The organism is Anoxybacillus kestanbolensis (genome assembly GCF_001996285.1).
Lineage (GTDB): Bacteria > Bacillota > Bacilli > Bacillales > Anoxybacillaceae > Anoxybacillus > Anoxybacillus kestanbolensis_A.
Genome location: NZ_MQAD01000020.1, coordinates 21035 through 38985, shown reverse-complemented (window position 1 = coordinate 38985; position 17951 = coordinate 21035). Strand labels below are relative to the sequence as shown.

Genomic DNA, 17951 nt, shown 5'->3' with positions numbered 1-17951 from the left:
TCCTCCTTTTATCGTTTATCTATTTTAGAAGTGACAAGGTCACCAATAAACTGAATGATAAAGACGATGACTAAAATGAGCACTGTTGCAACGAACGTGACGTCGTTATTGTCACGTTGAAACCCTTCTAAATACGCTAAGTTTCCAAGCCCCCCAGCACCGACAACTCCTGCCATCGCTGTATAACCAACGAGCGCGATCGCTGTAACTGTAATACCAGATACAAGTGCTGGCAACGCTTCAGGGAGAAGCACTTTCCAAATAATTGTTGCTGTCGTTGCCCCCATCGCTTTTGCCGCTTCAATGACACCTTTATCAATTTCACGAAGCGCAATTTCAACCATGCGTGCATAAAACGGAGCGGCCCCGATAATGAGTGCCGGTAGCGCAGCATTCGCTCCAAGAATTGTACCAACAACAAGTTTCGTAAATGGAATGAGCAAAATAATTAAAATAATGAACGGAATGGAACGAAAAATGTTGACGAACGATGCGATCACACCGTTAATAAAACGATTTTCCCATATGTTTCCCTTAGACGTTAAAAACAACAACAATCCGAGTAAAATACCAAGCACAAACGTTGCGACAACGGAGACGGCGGTCATATACAACGTTTCCGTCGTGGCCGCCCATATTTTATCCCAAACAACGTTCGGAAATAGTTCATTGAACATTCGCCAACACCTCCACTTCAACTTCTTGCTGGCGAATAAAAGCGAGCGCTCGCTCAATCTCCTCATTCGCACCGTCTAAATGAATGAACAGCACCCCGTATGCTCCGTGATGTGTCTGTGAAATTTTCCCTTGTAAAATATTTATATTTAAATCGAATTGACGAATGAGTTGTGTGATGAGCGGTTGCTCAGCTGCTTCACCAACGAATGTCAGTTGAACAACTTTACCATTCGGATATCGTTCAAGAAGATGCAACATCGCTTCTTTCGTTTCTTCCGGCTCTGTCACTTGCTGAACAAATCGTTTTGTAATCGGCTGTTCTGGCTTGCGGAATACGTGAAGCACTTCGCCCATTTCGACAATTTTTCCGTTTTCCATGACCGCAACGCGATCACAAATTTTGCGAATCACGTGCATCTCGTGTGTAATTAATACGATCGTTAAACCGAGACGTTTATTAATATCAACAAGCAAGTCTAAAATTGAGTCGGTCGTTTGCGGATCAAGCGCCGATGTTGCTTCATCGCATAACAGCACTTTCGGATTGTTCGCTAATGCGCGTGCAATACCAACGCGTTGCTTTTGTCCGCCGCTCAGTTGCGATGGATACGCATTTTCTCTCCCTTGTAAACCGACGAGTTGAATAAGTTCATCGACACGCTTCATCCGTTCTTCTTTCGGCACGCCAGCAATTTCTAACGGAAAAGCAATATTTTCGCGCACGGTTCGTGACCAAAGCAAATTAAAATGTTGAAAAATCATGCCGATTTGTTGGCGCGCTTGGCGTAACTGCTTCCCGCTAATTTTCCCCATATCTTTCCCATCAACAATCACTTCACCGCTCGTCGGCTTTTCTAATCCGTTCAATAACCGAATGAGCGAGCTTTTCCCTGCTCCACTATAACCGATGATACCGAAAATTTCTCCTTGTTCGATATGCAAATTCACATGATCGACTGCCGTTACATTCCCACTTGCTGCTTTGTACACTTTTGTTACATTCGATAATGTGATCACGTTGCTGTCACCTTCCTTCCATGAAAAAAGCCTTTCTGCTCAAGAGAACAGAAAGGCGCGAATCGTCCATTCTGTCTCTTATCTCTCAAAGCAAACGCTTTGTGTGAATTGGCACCATTTCAGCAGCGCTGACGGTTGCCGGGTTTCATCGGGCACATCCCTCCACCTCTCTTGATAAGAGCGCTTTTAAACGCTTTATTCAGTTAACGTTTTAATATGTTTAAGGATCATTTTAAACTACAAAAGTGAGTATATCATCGAATGAAGGACGGTGTCAATAAAAATTTTTCAACTATTTCCCCTTCATAATCAAGTGAACTGAATATATAGCATGAGAAACCGCTACTCTTCGGATGTCGGGCTACGAACAAACCCGCCGCTTTGTTAAAGCGCTGCGGTTACAACTCATAAAATGAAAGGTGCTAGTCGAAAAATCTAACTAGCACCTTTCATATTTACACCCGCGAATACATCGACCGTACCCCTGTCGCCGCTTCAATCGCTTGTTCTAAGTCTTCGATTAAATCATCGACATTTTCAATACCGACCGATAAACGAATCATATCTTCTGTCACGCCGGATGCTTTCAAATCTTCTGAACTTAACTGTTGATGCGTTGTACTTGCAGGATGAATAATTAAACTTTTTGCATCACCGACGTTGGCAACATGCGACCAAAGCTTAACGTTGTTAATTAACGTAGCCCCTGCTTCACGGCCACCTTGAATGCCGAAGACAACGACTGCTCCTGCCCCTTTTGGCATATATTTTTTCGCTAGCTCTTTTGCTGGATGATTGTCATGTTCAGGGTACAACACCCAATGGACTGCTGGATGGTTGTCCAAATACTCGACGATTTTTCTCGTATTGGCAATATGCTCTTTCATGCGGACATGCAACGTCTCCAGCCCTAAATTAAACTGGAAGGCGTTGAACGGGCTAATCGCCGGTCCTAAGTCACGTAACAACTGCACGCGTGCTTTGACGATATACGCCGCCGCACCGATGTCTGCGTATACGAGATTATGGTAACTTGGATCTGGCGCCGTAAACGCTGGAAACTTCGGCGAATTCCAATCAAATTTTCCACCATCGACAATGATACCACCTAACGTCGTTCCGTTACCAAGCAACCATTTCGTTGCCGAATGAATAACAATATCCGCTCCGTGTTCGATTGGCCGGCAAAGGTATGGCGTCGCAAACGTGTTGTCAATAATCAACGGAATGCCTGCTTCATGCGCAATTTCCGCAACTGCCTCAATGTCTAACACATGCAGGCTTGGGTTGCCAATTGTTTCAGCAAAAATCGCTTTCGTTTTTGGTGTAATTGCCGCACGGAAATTTTCTGGATCAGACGGATCGACAAAATGTGTTGTAATGCCGTATTTCGGCAACGTATTCGCAAACAAATTGTACGTTCCTCCATATAACGTCGAAGCAGAAACAATATCATCTCCCGCTTGAGCGACGTTTAATATTGCCATCGTAATAGCAGCCATGCCGCTCGCTACCGCTAAAGCACCAATGCCCCCTTCAAGTTGAGCGACACGCTCTTCAAACACCGTTACCGTCGGATTATGAATGCGCGTATAAATGTACCCAGCTTCCTTTAACGCAAACAAATTGGCCGCATGCTCTGTGTTATCAAACAAATACGCATTCGATTGATAAATTGGCACTGCACGCGCTTTCGTTACTGGATCCGTTTGCAATCCGCCATGAACAGCAATCGTTTCAAATTTCATCGTTTCTCCCCAAATACAATAATTTATGAATATTTTGAATTTTAACACGACAAAATGCGTTCGTCAACGAACAACATCATACGGCTTGGCAAGGAAAAAGATCGACTCTAACAATAAAATGTGACGAAACGATGCTGTGACGGACAATTCGTTTAATCGCAGTTGTTGCTGTAGTTTTAAAGACCCTTGCAATAGCGACATAATCGCCTGTGCCGAACCACGAATCGTAATGACTCGCTCTCCATCTACCTCTTCTACGCGACGAATACCTTCTTTCGATATGCATAATAATACTTCTCGACTCTCCCATTGTAGTTGAATATATAAACAGTCATTCGGCAAAATCGGCGCTAACATGTTCATTCAATCGCCCCCGTCCTATATTTCTCATATCCATTGTTTCCATATAAATGCGAGTAGTTCCTGCTATAAACGCTCGACAAATGTCTCGTTTCCTCGTCAATTTCCCAAGAAATATGTCGAAAGCTGGCTTTATTCAGCCAGCTTTCGCAACGTTTCGTATAAATATGGAACAGAATGAAAAGCATATATTTTTTGTACAAGTTTATCATGTTGAAAAATAAGTAAACACGGAACGCTTTCGATGCACCACTCAACCGCTTTGTCCGGCACGTAGTTTAAATCTTGACGTTCAAATGTAACAGATGGCAATAACTGCTCAAGTACATCAACCATTCGACTTGCCACTTGACATGTTCCACATAATGGCGTGTACATATAGACAACTTTCACAACGATCACACAACTTTCTATAAATATTGTGCGTGTACATCGATATTTGCACTTAATAACACGACCGCAATATGATGCTTCGGAGCTGCTGCCACTTCGCGATACATTTTATCGACGTATAAATGCTCAGCTTGTGGAAATTCACGGCGAAGTTGACGGCGCAATTTTTCCCCCGCTTCATCGGAATCGACTAAAATGTACACTTCTTTATCGTACAAAGCATCGATTAATTCATCAAGTTTGGCGGTACCAAGCGTTCCATTTGTACATATAATTTCAACTGGCTCACTAATGATGCTTTCGATTTTTCGTTTATCTGAGCGCCCTTCGACAATAATCACTTTTTCTACCTCTACAATCGCCATCGTCATCACCTTGTACATTCATTTATGTATATTATATTCGTGATCGCACACTTTTTCTCCTTTTATCCAATACAAAAGGACAGCGATGTCGCTGTCCTTAACACCAACCACCTTCTGTATCACAATCGACATATTTCATATTTGGATGTTCAGTAACTGTTACGCTTTTCAAAATACGCCCGTTTTGTTGTTGGTATCCATGCTTTAACTTTAACTTATTCGTTTCTTGAACAAATTCTCCAACACATTCGTTGTCATAAAACAGCTCAAAGTTGCCGTTTTCATTAAATTTCCCAACAACATCTTTTGTAATATCGATTGTTCTTTGTTTTAACAAAAAAGACACCCCTGTGTTGTAGGGTGCCCTGTGAGTTGTTTTTTTAATCTTGGTTAATCATTTGTTCGTATTGTTCTGCCGTTAATAGGTTGTCCACTTCACTTAAATCGCTTGGCTCAATGACGATCATCCACGCTTTATCATATGGTGATTCGTTTACATACTCTGGGTTGTCGTTTAACTCTTCGTTCACAGCTACGACTTTTCCGCTAATTGGAGCATATAATTCAGATACGGTTTTTACTGACTCCACGCTACCAAATGGCTCATTTGCTGTGAGTTGTGCCCCCACTTCTGGCAATTCAACGAATACGATATCGCCGAGTTCTGACTGGGCAAAGTCCGTAATCCCAATGCGAACCGTATTTCCTTCGACACGCACCCATTCATGTTCTTGTGAATAACGTAGCTCTTTTGGAATGCTCATCGTTTTCCCTCCAACATATCATCTTCTTTTTCATCATACACGATTTTTGTCATGATTTCACGATAATTTAAACATTTCGTGATATTTTTGTTCGTCAAATCCGACAATAACTTGCTCGCCATTTGTGATGATTGGACGCTTGATTAACATCCCGTCTGATGACAACAATTGCAACATGTCTTCTTCTGTCATCGTTTTTAATTTGTCTTTTAATCCAAGTTCACGATACTTCATGCCGCTCGTATTAAAAAATTTCTTTAAATCAAGCCCACTTTTTTCATATAACATCCGCAACTGCTCTTTTGACGGAGGCTGTTCAACAATATGTATCGCTTGCACAGAAATGTTGTTGTCATCTAGCCATTTTTTTGCTTTGCGACATGTGCCGCACTTTGGATACCAATAAAATGTCGCCATCTCCTCACCTCATCTATATATTACGATAACAAAGCGAAAGTACCAGACGATGCGCCTGGTACTTCCATTATTACACAACATATCGTTCAGCTTCAATTAGTGCTTGCGCTGCCTCACGCTTTTTCGCAATGATGTTGATTGGCGTATGACGTGTTAATTTACGCAATGCTGATAACATCATACGCAACATGTCACCGTGCTCAACAGCGACGATTGTTTCTTTTGCATGCGCTTCAATTTCATTAAATGCTTCCTGGCAGAAAATTTGTGTATACAATACTTTTTGTTTGTTTTTCTCAACGCCAGATTGCGCAATTGCTTTTTCCGTACGCAATAGCGCAGATTCCATCGCGTATACGTTGCTGACGATGTCTGCAATATTTACGAGCACTTCTTGTTCTTTTTCAAGTTTTGGACCGAATTTTTGCGCCGCCAGTCCCGCGACCATTAAAGCGATTTTTTTCGCATTGCGGACAAGGTACTTCTCTTGTTCAAGCACGCCATCGCCAACTTCTTCTGGCATAAGCATCATTAATTCTTCTTGTAATTGTTGCGCTTTTTGTAAAAGCGGCAATTCGCCTTTCATCGCCTTGCGCAAATACATACCTGGCACGAGGAGACGGTTAATTTCGTTCGTTCCTTCAAAAATACGGTTAATACGTGAATCGCGATACATGCGTTCAATTTCGTATTCTTGCATGAAACCATAACCACCGTGAATTTGTACCCCTTCATCGACGATATAGTCTAGCATTTCTGTCGCAAACACTTTGTTTAAAGAGCATTCGATCGCGTATTCTGCAATCGCTTTTGCCGTTTCCTTTCCGTCTTTTGCTTGTTCATCTGTCAACTGTCCCATGCGCGCTTCAAATAAACCGACTGTACGGTAGACGGAGCTTTCTGCCGCATACAATTTCGACGCCATCGTCGCTAATTTTTCTTGTGTTAATGTAAATTTCGAAATTGGTGTTTTAAATTGTTGACGTTGATTGGCGTATTGAATCGTCACTTCTAGGGCACGTTTTGCTCCGCCAACAGCACCAACGCCAAGTTTGTAACGACCGATATTTAAAATGTTAAATGCAATGATGTGCCCTTTGCCGATCTCGCCAAGTAAATTTTCTTTCGGAACGAGCGCATCTTGTAAAATTAGTGTCCGCGTCGATGAGCTTTTAATCCCCATTTTCTTTTCTTCTGCTCCTGTCGATACGCCAGGGAAATCGCGCTCGACGATAAATGCTGTGAAATGTTCACCGTCTACTTTCGCATATACAACAAACACATCGGCAAACCCAGCGTTTGTAATCCATTGTTTTTCCCCGTTTAAAATGTAATGTGTTCCTTCTGCATTGAGTTTTGCCGTCGTTTTCGCACCGAGCGCATCTGAACCCGAACCTGGCTCTGTTAACGCATATGCAGCAATTTTCTCACCCGTCGCAAGCGCTGGTAAATATTTTTGTTTTTGCTCCTCTGTTCCGAACAAGACGATTGGAAGCGAACCGATCCCGACGTGTGCACCGTGTGAAATCGAGAAACCTCCGGCACGCGACATTTTTTCCGCAATTAATGCCGAGCTAATTTTATCTAAACTTAATCCACCATATTCTTCAGGCACATCTGCACCAAGCAATCCGAGTTCACCTGCTTGTTTTAAAAGCGCAACAGAACGATCAAACTCATGATTTTCTAAATGTTCAAGTTGTGGCAACACTTCATTCACGACAAATTCTTCTGTCGTTTTGGCAATCATTTTTTGTTCGTCTGTAAAATCCTCTGGTGTAAACACTTGCGTTGGTGACACATCTTCAATTAAAAAGCTACCACCTTGTGCAACTTTCAATGTTTTTTCCATCATTATTTCCCCCTCTTATAATAATTCAAATACGCCAGCAGCACCCATGCCGCCGCCAATGCACATCGTGACAATACCAAATTGTTCGTTGCGACGACGCATTTCATGTAAAAGCGTCAATGTTAGCTTTGCACCTGTACAACCGAGCGGATGCCCAAGAGCAATGGCTCCTCCGTTCACGTTTACTTTTTCTTCATCTAGTCCGAGTTCGCGAATGACTTGAATTGCTTGTGATGCGAACGCCTCGTTTAGTTCAATTAAACCGATATCAGAAAGCTCAAGGCCCGCAAGCTCAAGCGCCTTTGGAATGGCTGCAATCGGACCGATACCCATCACTTCAGGTGGAACACCTGCAACAGCAAACGAGCGGAATTTACCAAGCGGTTGTAACCCGAGCGCTTTCGCTTTTTCGTGATCCATCACCATCACCGCAGCTGCTCCGTCGCTCGTTTGTGAAGCGTTTCCTGCTGTTACCGTTCCGTTTACCGAAAACGCAGGGCGTAACTTCGCGAGCGTTTCCATATTTGTATCTGGGCGTACTCCTTCGTCTTGACTAAACGTCATCTTTTTCTCTACTAATTTATTGTTTTCAATATGACGGACTGTCACTTCGACCGGCACAATTTCGTCGACAAATTTTCCTTCGGCAATCGCTTTTGCTGCTCTTTGATGGCTGCGAACGGCAAACGCATCTTGCTCTTCGCGCGTCACCCCATATTTCATCGCGACTTGCTCAGCTGTATGCCCCATCGACATGTAATACTCTGGCGCACTTTCTGCGAGCTTCACGTTCGGACGTACGACATGACCCATCATCGGAACCATGCTCATCGACTCCACGCCACCAGCAATAACCGTATCTGCATGACCAAGCATAATTCTTTCTGCCGCATAAGCGATCGCTTGTAATCCCGATGAACAATAACGGTTGATTGTAATCGCTGGCACTGTATACGGTAACCCAGCAAGCGCACCAATGTTGCGCGCAATATTTAATCCTTGTTCTGCCTCTGGCATAGCACAACCGATAATGAGATCGTCAATATTTCCTTCATAGTTTCCTGCTCGTTTCAATGTTTCTTTAACAACAATCGCCCCTAAATCATCCGGGCGGACGTTTGCTAACGTCCCTTTTTTCGCTTTGCCGACAGGCGTGCGCGCCCCGGCAACGATGACCGCTTCTTTCACGTCAATCCCCCCTTAGTTTCTTAACGGCTTTCCTTTGAGAAGCATATGTTGCATGCGCGCTTGCGTTTTCGGCTCACCGACAAGACTTAAAAATGCTTCGCGCTCTAAATCAAGCAAATATTGTTCGTCCACTTCTGTTCCGTACGGTACGCTTCCACCAGCGATGACGTATGCAAGCTTTTTCGCAATTTTTAAATCGTGCTCTGAAATGTAACCGGAATGATACATACCTTGAGCGCCAAGTAGTAACGTCGCATACCCTGTTTCCCCGACAACCGGAATCTTTTTACGCACCGGCGGTTTGTATCCGCTCTCATATAGCGCTAATACAGCTTGTTTTGCGTCATGAATGAGATGATCACCATTGATCGAAATACCATCTTGTGCATTTAAGAAATTTAACTCACGCGCTTCTGCTGCCGATGTCGATACTTTCGCCATCGCAATCGTTTCAAACACTTTATTTGCAACCTTTTGCAAATCAAATTCCACACCGTTTGGCATGCCGCTTAAATGTTTAATGTATAGCTCTTTATTTCCACCACCGCCTGGAATGAGACCGACACCTACCTCAACAAGCCCCATGTATGTTTCTGCAGCTGCCTGAATGCGTGAAGCTGGTAAGCAAATTTCCGTTCCACCGCCGAGCGTCATCGCAAATGGCGCAACGACAACCGGTTTTGAGCTATATTTAATATTCATCATCGCTTGTTGGAATTGACGAACGACCATTTCAATTTCGAAATAGTTATCATCTTGTGCTTCCATTAAGATCATGGCAAGGTTCGCACCGACACAGAAGTTTTTCCCTTGATTTCCGATGACAAGTCCTTTATAGTTGCGATCGACTTCTTCTAGTGCGTAGTTAATCATTTGGACGATGTCAAAACCAATGGCGTTGTTCGGTGAGTGAAATTCAAGTAACGCCACATCGTCACCAAGGTCAATTAAACTTGCCCCACTATTTTTCTTAATGACCCCTTTTTGTTCTTTTAAGCGATGAATGTGAATGACTTTTTCGTTTTCTTCAACCGGCTTATATTGTCCACGATCGTAGTACGACACGCGACCGTGCTCGTGTTTATAAAACGTTTCGTGTCCGCTCGCAAGCATATCTTCAACCCACGATGGTACTTGACGACCTTCCGCTTTCATTTTTTCAACAGACTGTCTCACACCGATCGCATCCCACGTTTCGAAAGGACCGAGCTCCCAACCAAAGCCCCATTTCATCGCACGGTCAATCGCTACGATATCATCTGCAATTTCTCCCAGTAACTTGGCAGAATATAATAACGTTGGGCTTAAAATGTTCCAAAGTAGTTGCCCCGCACGGTCATTCGCATATACAAGCGCTTTCAATTTATTCGCTGTTCCTTTTGCTTGTTTGCTCATTTCAACGGACGGTGCCTTTAGTTTTTTCGTCGGTTCATACTCAAGCGTTTCATAATTTAATTCAAAAATGTCCTTTCCTTTTTTATAGAAAAATCCTTGCCCTGATTTGCTGCCGAGCCATCCTTTTTCAACCATTGTCTTCATAAAAGATGGAACGGTAAATGCTTCTTTTTCCTCACCTTCTACTTTTTCGAATACGTTGTTGGCCACATGAATAAACGTGTCTAAACCGACGACATCAAGCGTGCGGAACGTTGCACTTTTCGGACGACCGATTAATGGACCTGTCACAGAATCGACTTCGCCAACACTATAACCGCCTTTCATCATTTCACGTACCGTCACAAGCAAACCGTACGTACCGATGCGATTGGCGATAAAGTTTGGCGTATCTTTCGCAAGCACAACCCCTTTACCGAGCACGTTTTCACCAAATTGTTTCATAAACGTAACAACAGCTGGATCAGTGTGCTTTGTCGGAATGACTTCTAATAATTTTAAATAGCGCGGTGGATTGAAAAAGTGCGTGCCTAAAAAGTGCTTTTTAAAATCGTCCGAGCGTCCTTCGGCCATCGCTTCGATGGAAATGCCGGACGTGTTTGAGCTGACGATACTTCCTTGCTTTCTGACTTCATCCACTTTTTCAAACACACTTTTTTTCACATCAAGCCGCTCAACAACGACTTCAATAATCCAATCGCATTCGGCTAAGCGATGAAAGTCATCTTCAAAGTTACCGACTTCGATTAATGCTAAGTTGGCTTTCGACATAAGTGGCGCTGGTTTTTGTTTCAATAAACGTTGAACCGCTTGATTGACGATGCGATTGCGTACTTGTTTATGTTCAAGCGTCCATCCTTTTGCTTTTTCTTCTTCCGTCAACTCTTTCGGCACGATGTCTAACAACAATGTCGGAATACCGACGTTCGCTAAATGTGCCGCAATCCCCGATCCCATAACTCCGGAACCGAGAACCGCTGCTTTTTTGATTCGCATGCTCGTTCCCCCTTATCCGAATTGAATGAATGGTCATTCATTTTTCCTTTATCTTAAATATAAATTATATTTTAAATTTTCGCAACAAATAAATGTAGCGAATTTTGTCAATGATTTAGGACATGATACGAAAGGAGGTGATGTTTGCGATGAAAATGAAAAAACACCCGTCAAAAGCAGGTGTAAGTGCTGCAAGTGTGAAAGGAAATGCGGGTCCGACGGTGGAGCGTGATGGAGGCGGAAAGAAAACGAGCCAAAATCAACAGTACGGAAAAGAAAATATGGGAAATGAATAAAGGTGGGACACCCCACCTTTATTTTTTGAATATACCTTTTAATACAAACGCCACGTTGGCTGGGCGTTCTGCTAAGCGACGCATAAAATAGCCGTACCAGTCGGTTCCATATGGAACGTAGACGCGCATTGTGTATCCTTCACGTACTAATTGTTCTTGTCTCTCTGGACGAATGCCGTATAACATTTGAAATTCAAATTGGCTATTTGGAATGTTATGTTCTTTGACCAATTGTTTCGTATATTCAATAATCGCATCGTCATGCGTCGCAACCGCTGTATAGTTACCATTTAACAAATGCATTTTAATGATTTTTTTAAAGTTTTCATCTACATCTTTTTTATCTGGAAAAGCGACTTCCGGCGACTCTTTATATGCGCCTTTCACGAGACGTAAATTGGGATGATACGCATTTAAATCTTCAATATCTTTTTCTGTGCGATACAAATATGCTTGCAATACCGTCCCAACATTGTCATATTCTTTTTTCAACTGTTTAAAAATATCGATTGTTTTTTGACAACGAGAATAATCTTCCATATCAATTGTCACAAATACGTCATAGGCTTTTGCTTCATCTAAAATGCGGCGCATATTTTTCATCACAAGCTCATCGGAAATGTCTAATCCCATCGATGTCATTTTCAGCGACAGTTGGGAATTTAATTGGTTTTCACCAATTGCACGAATCGCCTCAATCGAATGGTTCGCCATTTCATTTGCTTCTCGTTCGTTATCAACAAATTCCCCTAAATAATCGATCGTGACCGCTAGTCCTTTACGATTGAGTTCTTTAATCACGTCTACTGCCCGTTCAATCGTTTCCCCCGCTACAAAACGCGACGCACCGAAACGAAGACCGTAACGCTTCGCCAATTTTGTTAACGTTTTATTTTTTGACAAAAATAAGAAAAAGTCGCGCATCAACTGCTCCATTGTTGTTTACCCCCTTTTGCAAGCGCATCCACCCGTATTGTAACACGTTTTCAATCGCTTGAATATGTTTTTGTCGAATAATCGTATTTTTTGTCTACATACGTATAACTATACAGCACGTGGGCAATATACAGTCGAACATGATTTTATATGGAGGGATGATTGTGCAACAACAAATGAACACACAACCGCATGAGATGATGGCTCAACCACCTGAAATGATTTCAACAAAAGATGCGCTTTATTTAACAGATGCCTTATCATGGAATTTACTTGCGATGAAAAAAGCTCATTTTTTCGCTTCACAATGTCAAGATCAAGAAATTAAACAGGCGATAGAGCGTGTTGGACAAATGCATCAACGCCATTATCAACAACTGTTACATCAATTACAGCCATCAGCACACATGCAATAAGGAGGCCATGACATGAAAGTGCAAAATCGTGAAACACCAATTCCAAAAACACCACAAATGAACGACCGTGATTTTATTAATGATATGTTATCGACTGAAAAATATATGACGGATAGTTATTGTACATTTTTAAACGAAGCAAGCCACCAACATTTGTATAATGAAGTTTTGCATATATTTACAGAAGCACAAAACTGTCAACGGGAATTGTACAACTTAATGTTCAAAAAAGGTTGGTATGCACTCGAACAAGCAGACCAGCAAAAATTACAACAATCGTATCAGCAATTTCAAGGATATGCAAGCCAATTTCCATACAACAACATGGTACAATAAGAAAAACCGGCTGCTGATGCAGTCGGTTTTTTGTATAATGAAGGTAAATGTTTTAGAGAGAGGGACCGATATGTTCGAACGAAAACAAACTTACGAACTCGTTCCAGGCGACATTCTATCGACCAGATGGATTACTATTCATCCAAAAACATAAAAAGCTAAGCGAATCTGTTATTCAGCATATAAAAAAGCATTATCCTCACTATTTTCCATTTCTCGTCGTTTCGTCTGAGCAGCAGCTAGCCAAGTTTATGCTTGCTCGCGAACATACGAGTCGCGCGTTTATCGAAGCAATGAAACAACTGATTGATGTACATAAACAATTTATTCAAGTTCCCATTACAGCCGCGATGTATGATGTAGAAATAGCAGACGAAACTGATGTACAACCAATCTTTTTATCCGAATTAAACATCTTCGCTCCTACATGGGGATTGATTGAAAAAACATTAGATTCCACTCGTTTACTACGGCGAGCAAAAGAGATTGATGGACGGCTAAATCTTATCATTTCAAAAGACAAGGAAATTTTAAATTTATATGAAAAAATAAAACGATACCACGACGTGCTAGCTATCCATAGCATTAACACGACATCCATCGCTTTAATGATCGGCTTAACTTTAGAACTGCGTGACGAAGATTTACTCAATCTTTGTTTAGCGACATTATTTGCAGATATCGGTTTTACAGAAGTCCCAAAAGAACAATTTGTTACTTACTTAAATAATGAAAAAGCAGATAAAGAGTTAGTTCACTCACACCTTAAACGTTCCATTGAACTTATTTCGACATCGACATATTGTCGACAGAAAGAAATCATTTACGGCATTCTTGACCATCATGAGCATTTTGATGGCGTTTATTCACCGAACAAAAAATCGGGGGAAGCCATTCACTTATACGGTCGCATTATCGCCATCGCACAATACTATGATGAACTTGTCGGTGGTTATATTGGTAAAAAAAGTTATACATCATTTAAAGCTTTAGAAGCGGTATGGAACGAACGAGGAAAAAATTAGACCCTCACATATTGCGCATTTTTTTAGATAAAACAACATTATATAAGGTTGGTCAAGCGATCCAAATCCGTCCGTACGAGTGGGCGACGATCATTGGATTTACAGACTATATCCATGCTCCATTACACCCCATCGTTCAAAAACATGATGGAACGGTGATTGATTTATCAAGAAAACGATAAGTCGCCCAACCATTGGACAAACGCCTTGCATATCGTGTTAATGTAATGATGAATTTGCGAGGAGGGAATGCTCAAATGTATGGTCGCAGACCGTTTTTCGGTTTTTTCGGTGCACCGTTTTTCGGGGGCTTTTTAGGTGGATTGCTCGGTAGCGCATTAACGCCTTATCCGTTTTATCCGCCACGCCCATATTATTACCCACCACGTCCATATCCGTTTTATCCATATGGTGGCGGATGGTATTATTAAACATAAAACGCTAGAGAGGCATTTACTCTCTAGCGTTTTCTCATTAGCGTATGGAGACGGTGGGAGTCGAACCCACGTCCAGAGATATCGCCACTTAAGCGTCTACGAGCGTAGTCGGTATATTTTACTTTCGCCACTTCTTCCGCCTACCGACAGGCATCCGAGCAGCTAGTCTGATTATTCTCTTCCCTCGTCCTCAGACGGCGGACTTGGGCGTAGCCCACTTGTTATGAACCCCTAGGCCGCCACATGGGCGATGGCGGTAGGAGTTAGCCGCGTTAATTAAGCAGCTAAAGCGTAGTTTTCTTTGCCAGTTATCTTTAAGTGACGTTTTTACGAGGACGATCCCCTCGGCTCGCAGCTTAAGCTCGATCTACCCCTGTCGAATCCGTAACGTCCCCGTATAAGAGAAACGTACGAAGGAAGCTTAAGCTTTTATAACTGGCTGACATCATTTATTATAGCACATTCCCGCTCGTTTGCAATTGTAACTTTTTGGATTATTTCTGCCGTTCGCGGAAAGCGCGTTCGACTTCGCGTTGGGCTTCTTTCTTTTTCATATCTTCTCGTTTGTCGTATTTTTTCTTTCCTTTTCCGACGCCTAGCAACAGTTTCGCAAAACCATTTTTAATGTATAGCTTGAGCGGCACGAGCGTATAGCCTTGTTCTTTTGTATAGCCGATGAGCTTATTAATTTCGCGACGATGAAGCAATAATTTGCGCGTCCGCAACGGATCATGGTTGTAACGGTTGCCTTGTTCGTACGGACTAATATGCATATTATGCAAAAACACTTCACCTTTTTCCACTTTCGCAAATGAATCTTTTAAGTTCACTTTGCCTGCGCGAATCGACTTAATTTCCGTTCCTTGCAGCACTAGTCCTGCTTCGTACGTTTCTTCAATGAAATAATCGTGATGCGCTTTTTTATTTTGGGCAATGAGCTTCCCTTCCCCTTTTGGCATCGATTTCCCTCCCTTCAGACAACGAATATTTTAACAAAAATGAGAAGAAAGGAAAAGCCTCATCGGTGGAGGCTTTCCTTATCGTTTTTTCTTTTTCTTCTTTTTCATGTTTGGGATGTCTTCGAAAAACTTCTTGCTTTTCTTCGTTTTTTTTGTTGGCCATTGTTCTTCTTTTTTCTTTTTCCGCTTTCCTTCAATAACGACAGGCGTCGCTTTTGGCTGTTTGTTTTTCCGCCCTTTCATGCCGACAATTTCAAAGTCAACGATGCGTTCCTCTTTATTGACGTTAATGACTCGCACCGTAATTTGGTCGCCAATGCGATATACTTTCCCTGTTCGCTCACCAATCATCGCATAATGTTGCTCGTCATAATGATAGTAATCGTCCGTTAAATAGCTAACGTGCACGAGCCCTTCGACCGTATTTGGCAGTTCAACAAACAGCCCGAAATTTGTCACCGAACTAATAATGCCGTCAAACTCCATGCCAATTTTATCTTCCATAAATTCGGTTTTCTTCAAGTCATCTGTCTCGCGCTCTGCCTCGACCGCACGGCGTTCCATATTCGACGTATGCTCCGCAATTTCTGGCAACTTCTCCGCCCATTTTTGTTGCGTTTGTTCATCGATTTGCCCGTTAATTAAGTATGTGCGAATAAGGCGATGCACAATTAAGTCTGGGTAGCGACGAATCGGCGATGTGAAATGTGTATAAAATTCCGTTGATAATCCGTAGTGACCGAGGCTTTCAGCGTCATAGCGCGCTTGCTTCATCGACCGCAGCATGACGGTTGAAACGACCATTTCTTCTGGCTCACCACGTACCGCCTCTAGCACTTCTTGCAAGGCACGCGGATGAATTTGATTGCCCGTTCCTTTGACAATATAGCCGAAATTCGTAATAAACTCTAAAAAGCGTTGCAACTTCTCTGGCTTCGGATCTTCATGCACACGATAAATAAACGGCACGTTCATCCAATGGAAATGTTCCGCAATCGTTTCGTTCGCTGCTAGCATAAACTCTTCAATTAATCGCTCGGCAACAGAACGTTCACGCAACACGACGTCATACGGTTTTCCATTTTCATCAACGAGCACTTTCGCTTCTTTAAAGTCAAAATCAATGGCACCGCGCTTCATGCGTTTGTTGCGTAAAATATCGGCTAACTCTGCCATTAACTCAAACATCGGCACAAGCGGGGCATATTTTTCTCGTAGTGCCTCATCGTGATCAACGAGAATGCGGTTGACATCGGAATATGTCATTCGTTCGGTCGTGCGAATGACGCTTTGGAAAATTTCATGACTGACCACTTCGCCACGATCGTTAATTTCCATTTCGCACGATAACGTTAACCGATCGACTTTCGGATTTAATGAACAAATACCGTTTGATAACCGGTGCGGAATCATCGGGATGACGCGGTCAACTAAATAAACGCTCGTTCCGCGTTCATATGCTTCGCGATCAATCGGCGACCCTTCCGTCACATAATGGCTGACATCGGCAATATGAACGCCAAGCTTATAGTTTCCGTTTGCTAATTTCGTCACTGTTACGGCATCGTCTAAATCTTTTGCGTCTTCACCATCGATCGTGACAATCATTTCATTGCGCAAATCACGCCGTCCCTTTATTTCTTCTTCAGAAATCGTGTCCGGAATGCTGTTCGCATGGGCAATGACGTCTTCCGGAAATTGCAACGGCAATCCGTGTTTATGGATAATCGATAAAATATCGACCCCCGGATCGTTTTTATGACCTAAAATTTTAATAACTTCTCCCTCGGCACTAATCCGCCCTTCTGGATACGTCGTTAAACGAACGACAACTTTATGCCCTTCGACCGCACCGTTTGCGGCATGTTTTGGAATAAAAATGTCGTTGACGATTTTTTTATCGTCTGGAATAACAAAACCGAAGTTTTTGCTTTCCGTATATGTTCCTACGACTTCTGTAATACCACGCTCAATAATGCGGACGATCGTCCCTTCTTGACGCGCCCCCGTTGCTTGTCCGTTGACACGCACAAGAACGGTGTCGCCATGCATCGCATTCTTCAATTCCGACGGCGGAATGAAAATGTCATCAAGCGTCGGATCTTCTGGAATGACAAACGCAAACCCTTTCGCATGCCCTGTTACTTTGCCGCGAATTAAATTCATCTTTTCCGGCAGTCCATACCGATTGCTTCTCGTCCGAACAATCAGTCCTTCTTCTTCTAACGCGACAAGTGTTTTGACAAGTTCTTTAAATTCGGCTGCGTCTGTAATATGAAACGCTTCTTCTAATTCTTGGACCGTAAGCGGTTTATACGCTTCGTCGCGCATAAACGCCAATAATTTTTCCTTCATTTACTTCCTCCTTTCGAG

21 protein-coding genes, 1 other RNA gene and 1 riboswitch are annotated in these 17951 nt (G+C 42.6%); of the genes, 6 read left to right on the top strand and 16 right to left on the bottom strand.

The window, feature by feature from the left end; all coding sequences use genetic code 11:
• Positions 1-8 precede the first annotated feature (8 nt).
• The 12 genes from BO219_RS11050 to BO219_RS10995 all read right to left on the bottom strand — a co-directional run bounded on the left by BO219_RS11050 (position 9) and on the right by BO219_RS10995 (position 11173).
• Positions 9-677: a methionine ABC transporter permease gene (locus tag BO219_RS11050; RefSeq protein ID WP_077429561.1), complete on the bottom strand. Its 669-nt coding sequence runs from the start codon at positions 675-677 to the stop codon at positions 9-11.
• Positions 667-1695 (bottom strand): methionine ABC transporter ATP-binding protein, encoded by a 1029-nt coding sequence (locus BO219_RS11045; protein WP_077429560.1) that lies wholly within the window; start codon positions 1693-1695, stop codon positions 667-669. Before BO219_RS11045 ends, BO219_RS11050 begins: the two co-directional genes overlap by 11 nt.
• 75 nt (positions 1696-1770) lie before the next feature.
• A riboswitch (SAM riboswitch) is annotated at positions 1771-1876 on the bottom strand.
• Positions 1877-2150: 274 nt separating this feature from the next.
• Positions 2151-3443, bottom strand: coding sequence for an O-acetylhomoserine aminocarboxypropyltransferase/cysteine synthase family protein (locus BO219_RS11040; protein ID WP_077429559.1), 1293 nt, complete (start codon positions 3441-3443; stop codon positions 2151-2153).
• Between the two features lie 63 nt (positions 3444-3506).
• A complete protein-coding gene (locus tag BO219_RS11035; protein ID WP_035020823.1) occupies positions 3507-3806 on the bottom strand; it encodes a hypothetical protein in 300 nt (99 codons plus the stop codon).
• Positions 3807-3935: 129 nt separating this feature from the next.
• Positions 3936-4205, bottom strand: a complete 270-nt coding sequence (locus BO219_RS11030; protein ID WP_004892431.1) for a thioredoxin family protein — start codon at positions 4203-4205, stop codon at positions 3936-3938.
• Between the two features lie 8 nt (positions 4206-4213).
• Positions 4214-4561, bottom strand: a complete 348-nt coding sequence (locus BO219_RS11025) for a ribonuclease M5 (RefSeq protein ID WP_077429558.1) — start codon at positions 4559-4561, stop codon at positions 4214-4216.
• 97 nt (positions 4562-4658) lie between these two features.
• Complete coding sequence (locus BO219_RS11020; protein WP_077429557.1) at positions 4659-4907, bottom strand: YusG family protein; 249 nt, start codon at positions 4905-4907, stop codon at positions 4659-4661.
• A gap of 34 nt (positions 4908-4941) precedes the next feature.
• Complete coding sequence (gene gcvH / locus BO219_RS11015; RefSeq protein WP_006322727.1) at positions 4942-5325, bottom strand: glycine cleavage system protein GcvH; 384 nt, start codon at positions 5323-5325, stop codon at positions 4942-4944.
• A 57-nt stretch (positions 5326-5382) separates the two neighbouring features.
• Entirely contained in the window at positions 5383-5742 is a 360-nt protein-coding gene (locus BO219_RS11010; protein WP_077429556.1) for an arsenate reductase family protein, read from the bottom strand.
• Positions 5743-5812: 70 nt separating this feature from the next.
• A complete protein-coding gene (locus tag BO219_RS11005) occupies positions 5813-7594 on the bottom strand; it encodes an acyl-CoA dehydrogenase family protein (protein ID WP_077429555.1) in 1782 nt (593 codons plus the stop codon).
• Positions 7595-7609: 15 nt separating this feature from the next.
• Positions 7610-8782: an acetyl-CoA C-acetyltransferase gene (locus BO219_RS11000; RefSeq protein WP_077429554.1), complete on the bottom strand. Its 1173-nt coding sequence runs from the start codon at positions 8780-8782 to the stop codon at positions 7610-7612.
• A gap of 12 nt (positions 8783-8794) precedes the next feature.
• Positions 8795-11173: a 3-hydroxyacyl-CoA dehydrogenase/enoyl-CoA hydratase family protein gene (locus tag BO219_RS10995; RefSeq protein ID WP_077429553.1), complete on the bottom strand. Its 2379-nt coding sequence runs from the start codon at positions 11171-11173 to the stop codon at positions 8795-8797.
• A 149-nt stretch (positions 11174-11322) separates the two neighbouring features.
• Between BO219_RS10995 and BO219_RS10990 the strand changes: the two genes are divergently transcribed.
• Positions 11323-11469, top strand: coding sequence for a YuzL family protein (locus tag BO219_RS10990; protein WP_009362277.1), 147 nt, complete (start codon positions 11323-11325; stop codon positions 11467-11469).
• An 18-nt stretch (positions 11470-11487) separates the two neighbouring features.
• Here BO219_RS10990 and BO219_RS10985 read toward each other — a convergent pair whose 3' ends face one another.
• Complete coding sequence (locus tag BO219_RS10985) at positions 11488-12405, bottom strand: proline dehydrogenase family protein (RefSeq protein WP_077429552.1); 918 nt, start codon at positions 12403-12405, stop codon at positions 11488-11490.
• 164 nt (positions 12406-12569) lie between these two features.
• Here BO219_RS10985 and BO219_RS10980 point away from each other — a divergent pair, with 164 nt between their 5' ends.
• The 5 genes from BO219_RS10980 (at position 12570) to BO219_RS10965 (ending at position 14613) form a co-directional block, all read left to right on the top strand.
• Positions 12570-12821: a hypothetical protein gene (locus BO219_RS10980; RefSeq protein WP_035048585.1), complete on the top strand. Its 252-nt coding sequence runs from the start codon at positions 12570-12572 to the stop codon at positions 12819-12821.
• Positions 12822-12833: 12 nt separating this feature from the next.
• The gene (locus BO219_RS10975) at positions 12834-13157 is read left to right on the top strand and encodes a spore coat protein (protein ID WP_077429551.1); all 324 of its coding nucleotides are present in this window, start codon (positions 12834-12836) and stop codon (positions 13155-13157) included.
• Between the two features lie 251 nt (positions 13158-13408).
• Complete coding sequence (locus BO219_RS10970) at positions 13409-14182, top strand: HD-GYP domain-containing protein (protein ID WP_226373816.1); 774 nt, start codon at positions 13409-13411, stop codon at positions 14180-14182.
• Positions 14158-14364, top strand: coding sequence for a hypothetical protein (locus tag BO219_RS14855; RefSeq protein WP_226373815.1), 207 nt, complete (start codon positions 14158-14160; stop codon positions 14362-14364). The genes BO219_RS10970 and BO219_RS14855 overlap by 25 nt, the downstream gene beginning before the upstream one ends.
• 75 nt (positions 14365-14439) lie before the next feature.
• Positions 14440-14613 carry a hypothetical protein gene (locus BO219_RS10965; protein WP_009362281.1) on the top strand — a complete coding sequence of 58 codons (174 nt, stop codon included), beginning with the start codon at positions 14440-14442 and terminating at the stop codon, positions 14611-14613.
• Positions 14614-14661: 48 nt separating this feature from the next.
• On the opposite strand, the gene ssrA is transcribed toward BO219_RS10965, so the two are convergent.
• The 3 genes from ssrA to rnr form a co-directional block, all read right to left on the bottom strand.
• Positions 14662-15014: a transfer-messenger RNA gene (gene ssrA, locus BO219_RS10960) on the bottom strand.
• 99 nt (positions 15015-15113) lie between these two features.
• Positions 15114-15578: an SsrA-binding protein SmpB gene (gene smpB / locus BO219_RS10955; protein WP_006322717.1), complete on the bottom strand. Its 465-nt coding sequence runs from the start codon at positions 15576-15578 to the stop codon at positions 15114-15116.
• Between the two features lie 78 nt (positions 15579-15656).
• Positions 15657-17933 carry a ribonuclease R gene (gene rnr / locus BO219_RS10950; RefSeq protein ID WP_077429550.1) on the bottom strand — a complete coding sequence of 759 codons (2277 nt, stop codon included), beginning with the start codon at positions 17931-17933 and terminating at the stop codon, positions 15657-15659.
• Positions 17934-17951 lie beyond the last annotated feature (18 nt).

What these genes read in the sequence shown, in the direction of transcription:
- rnr (WP_077429550.1), bottom strand. Translation starts at nt 17,933, where the DNA reads ATGAAGGAAAAATTATTGGCGTTTATGCGCGACGAAGCGTATAAACCG.
- BO219_RS11010 (WP_077429556.1), bottom strand. Translation starts at nt 5,742, where the DNA reads ATGGCGACATTTTATTGGTATCCAAAGTGCGGCACATGTCGCAAAGCA.
- BO219_RS11035 (WP_035020823.1), bottom strand. Translation starts at nt 3,806, where the DNA reads ATGAACATGTTAGCGCCGATTTTGCCGAATGACTGTTTATATATTCAA.
- BO219_RS14855 (WP_226373815.1), top strand. Translation starts at nt 14,158, where the DNA reads ATGGAACGAACGAGGAAAAAATTAGACCCTCACATATTGCGCATTTTT.
- BO219_RS11025 (WP_077429558.1), bottom strand. Translation starts at nt 4,561, where the DNA reads ATGGCGATTGTAGAGGTAGAAAAAGTGATTATTGTCGAAGGGCGCTCA.
- smpB (WP_006322717.1), bottom strand. Translation starts at nt 15,578, where the DNA reads ATGCCAAAAGGGGAAGGGAAGCTCATTGCCCAAAATAAAAAAGCGCAT.
- BO219_RS10965 (WP_009362281.1), top strand. Translation starts at nt 14,440, where the DNA reads ATGTATGGTCGCAGACCGTTTTTCGGTTTTTTCGGTGCACCGTTTTTC.
- BO219_RS10990 (WP_009362277.1), top strand. Translation starts at nt 11,323, where the DNA reads ATGAAAATGAAAAAACACCCGTCAAAAGCAGGTGTAAGTGCTGCAAGT.
- BO219_RS11040 (WP_077429559.1), bottom strand. Translation starts at nt 3,443, where the DNA reads ATGAAATTTGAAACGATTGCTGTTCATGGCGGATTGCAAACGGATCCA.
- BO219_RS10975 (WP_077429551.1), top strand. Translation starts at nt 12,834, where the DNA reads ATGAAAGTGCAAAATCGTGAAACACCAATTCCAAAAACACCACAAATG.
- BO219_RS10995 (WP_077429553.1), bottom strand. Translation starts at nt 11,173, where the DNA reads ATGCGAATCAAAAAAGCAGCGGTTCTCGGTTCCGGAGTTATGGGATCG.
- BO219_RS11005 (WP_077429555.1), bottom strand. Translation starts at nt 7,594, where the DNA reads ATGGAAAAAACATTGAAAGTTGCACAAGGTGGTAGCTTTTTAATTGAA.
- BO219_RS10970 (WP_226373816.1), top strand. Translation starts at nt 13,409, where the DNA reads ATGCTTGCTCGCGAACATACGAGTCGCGCGTTTATCGAAGCAATGAAA.
- gcvH (WP_006322727.1), bottom strand. Translation starts at nt 5,325, where the DNA reads ATGAGCATTCCAAAAGAGCTACGTTATTCACAAGAACATGAATGGGTG.
- BO219_RS11050 (WP_077429561.1), bottom strand. Translation starts at nt 677, where the DNA reads ATGTTCAATGAACTATTTCCGAACGTTGTTTGGGATAAAATATGGGCG.
- BO219_RS10985 (WP_077429552.1), bottom strand. Translation starts at nt 12,405, where the DNA reads ATGGAGCAGTTGATGCGCGACTTTTTCTTATTTTTGTCAAAAAATAAA.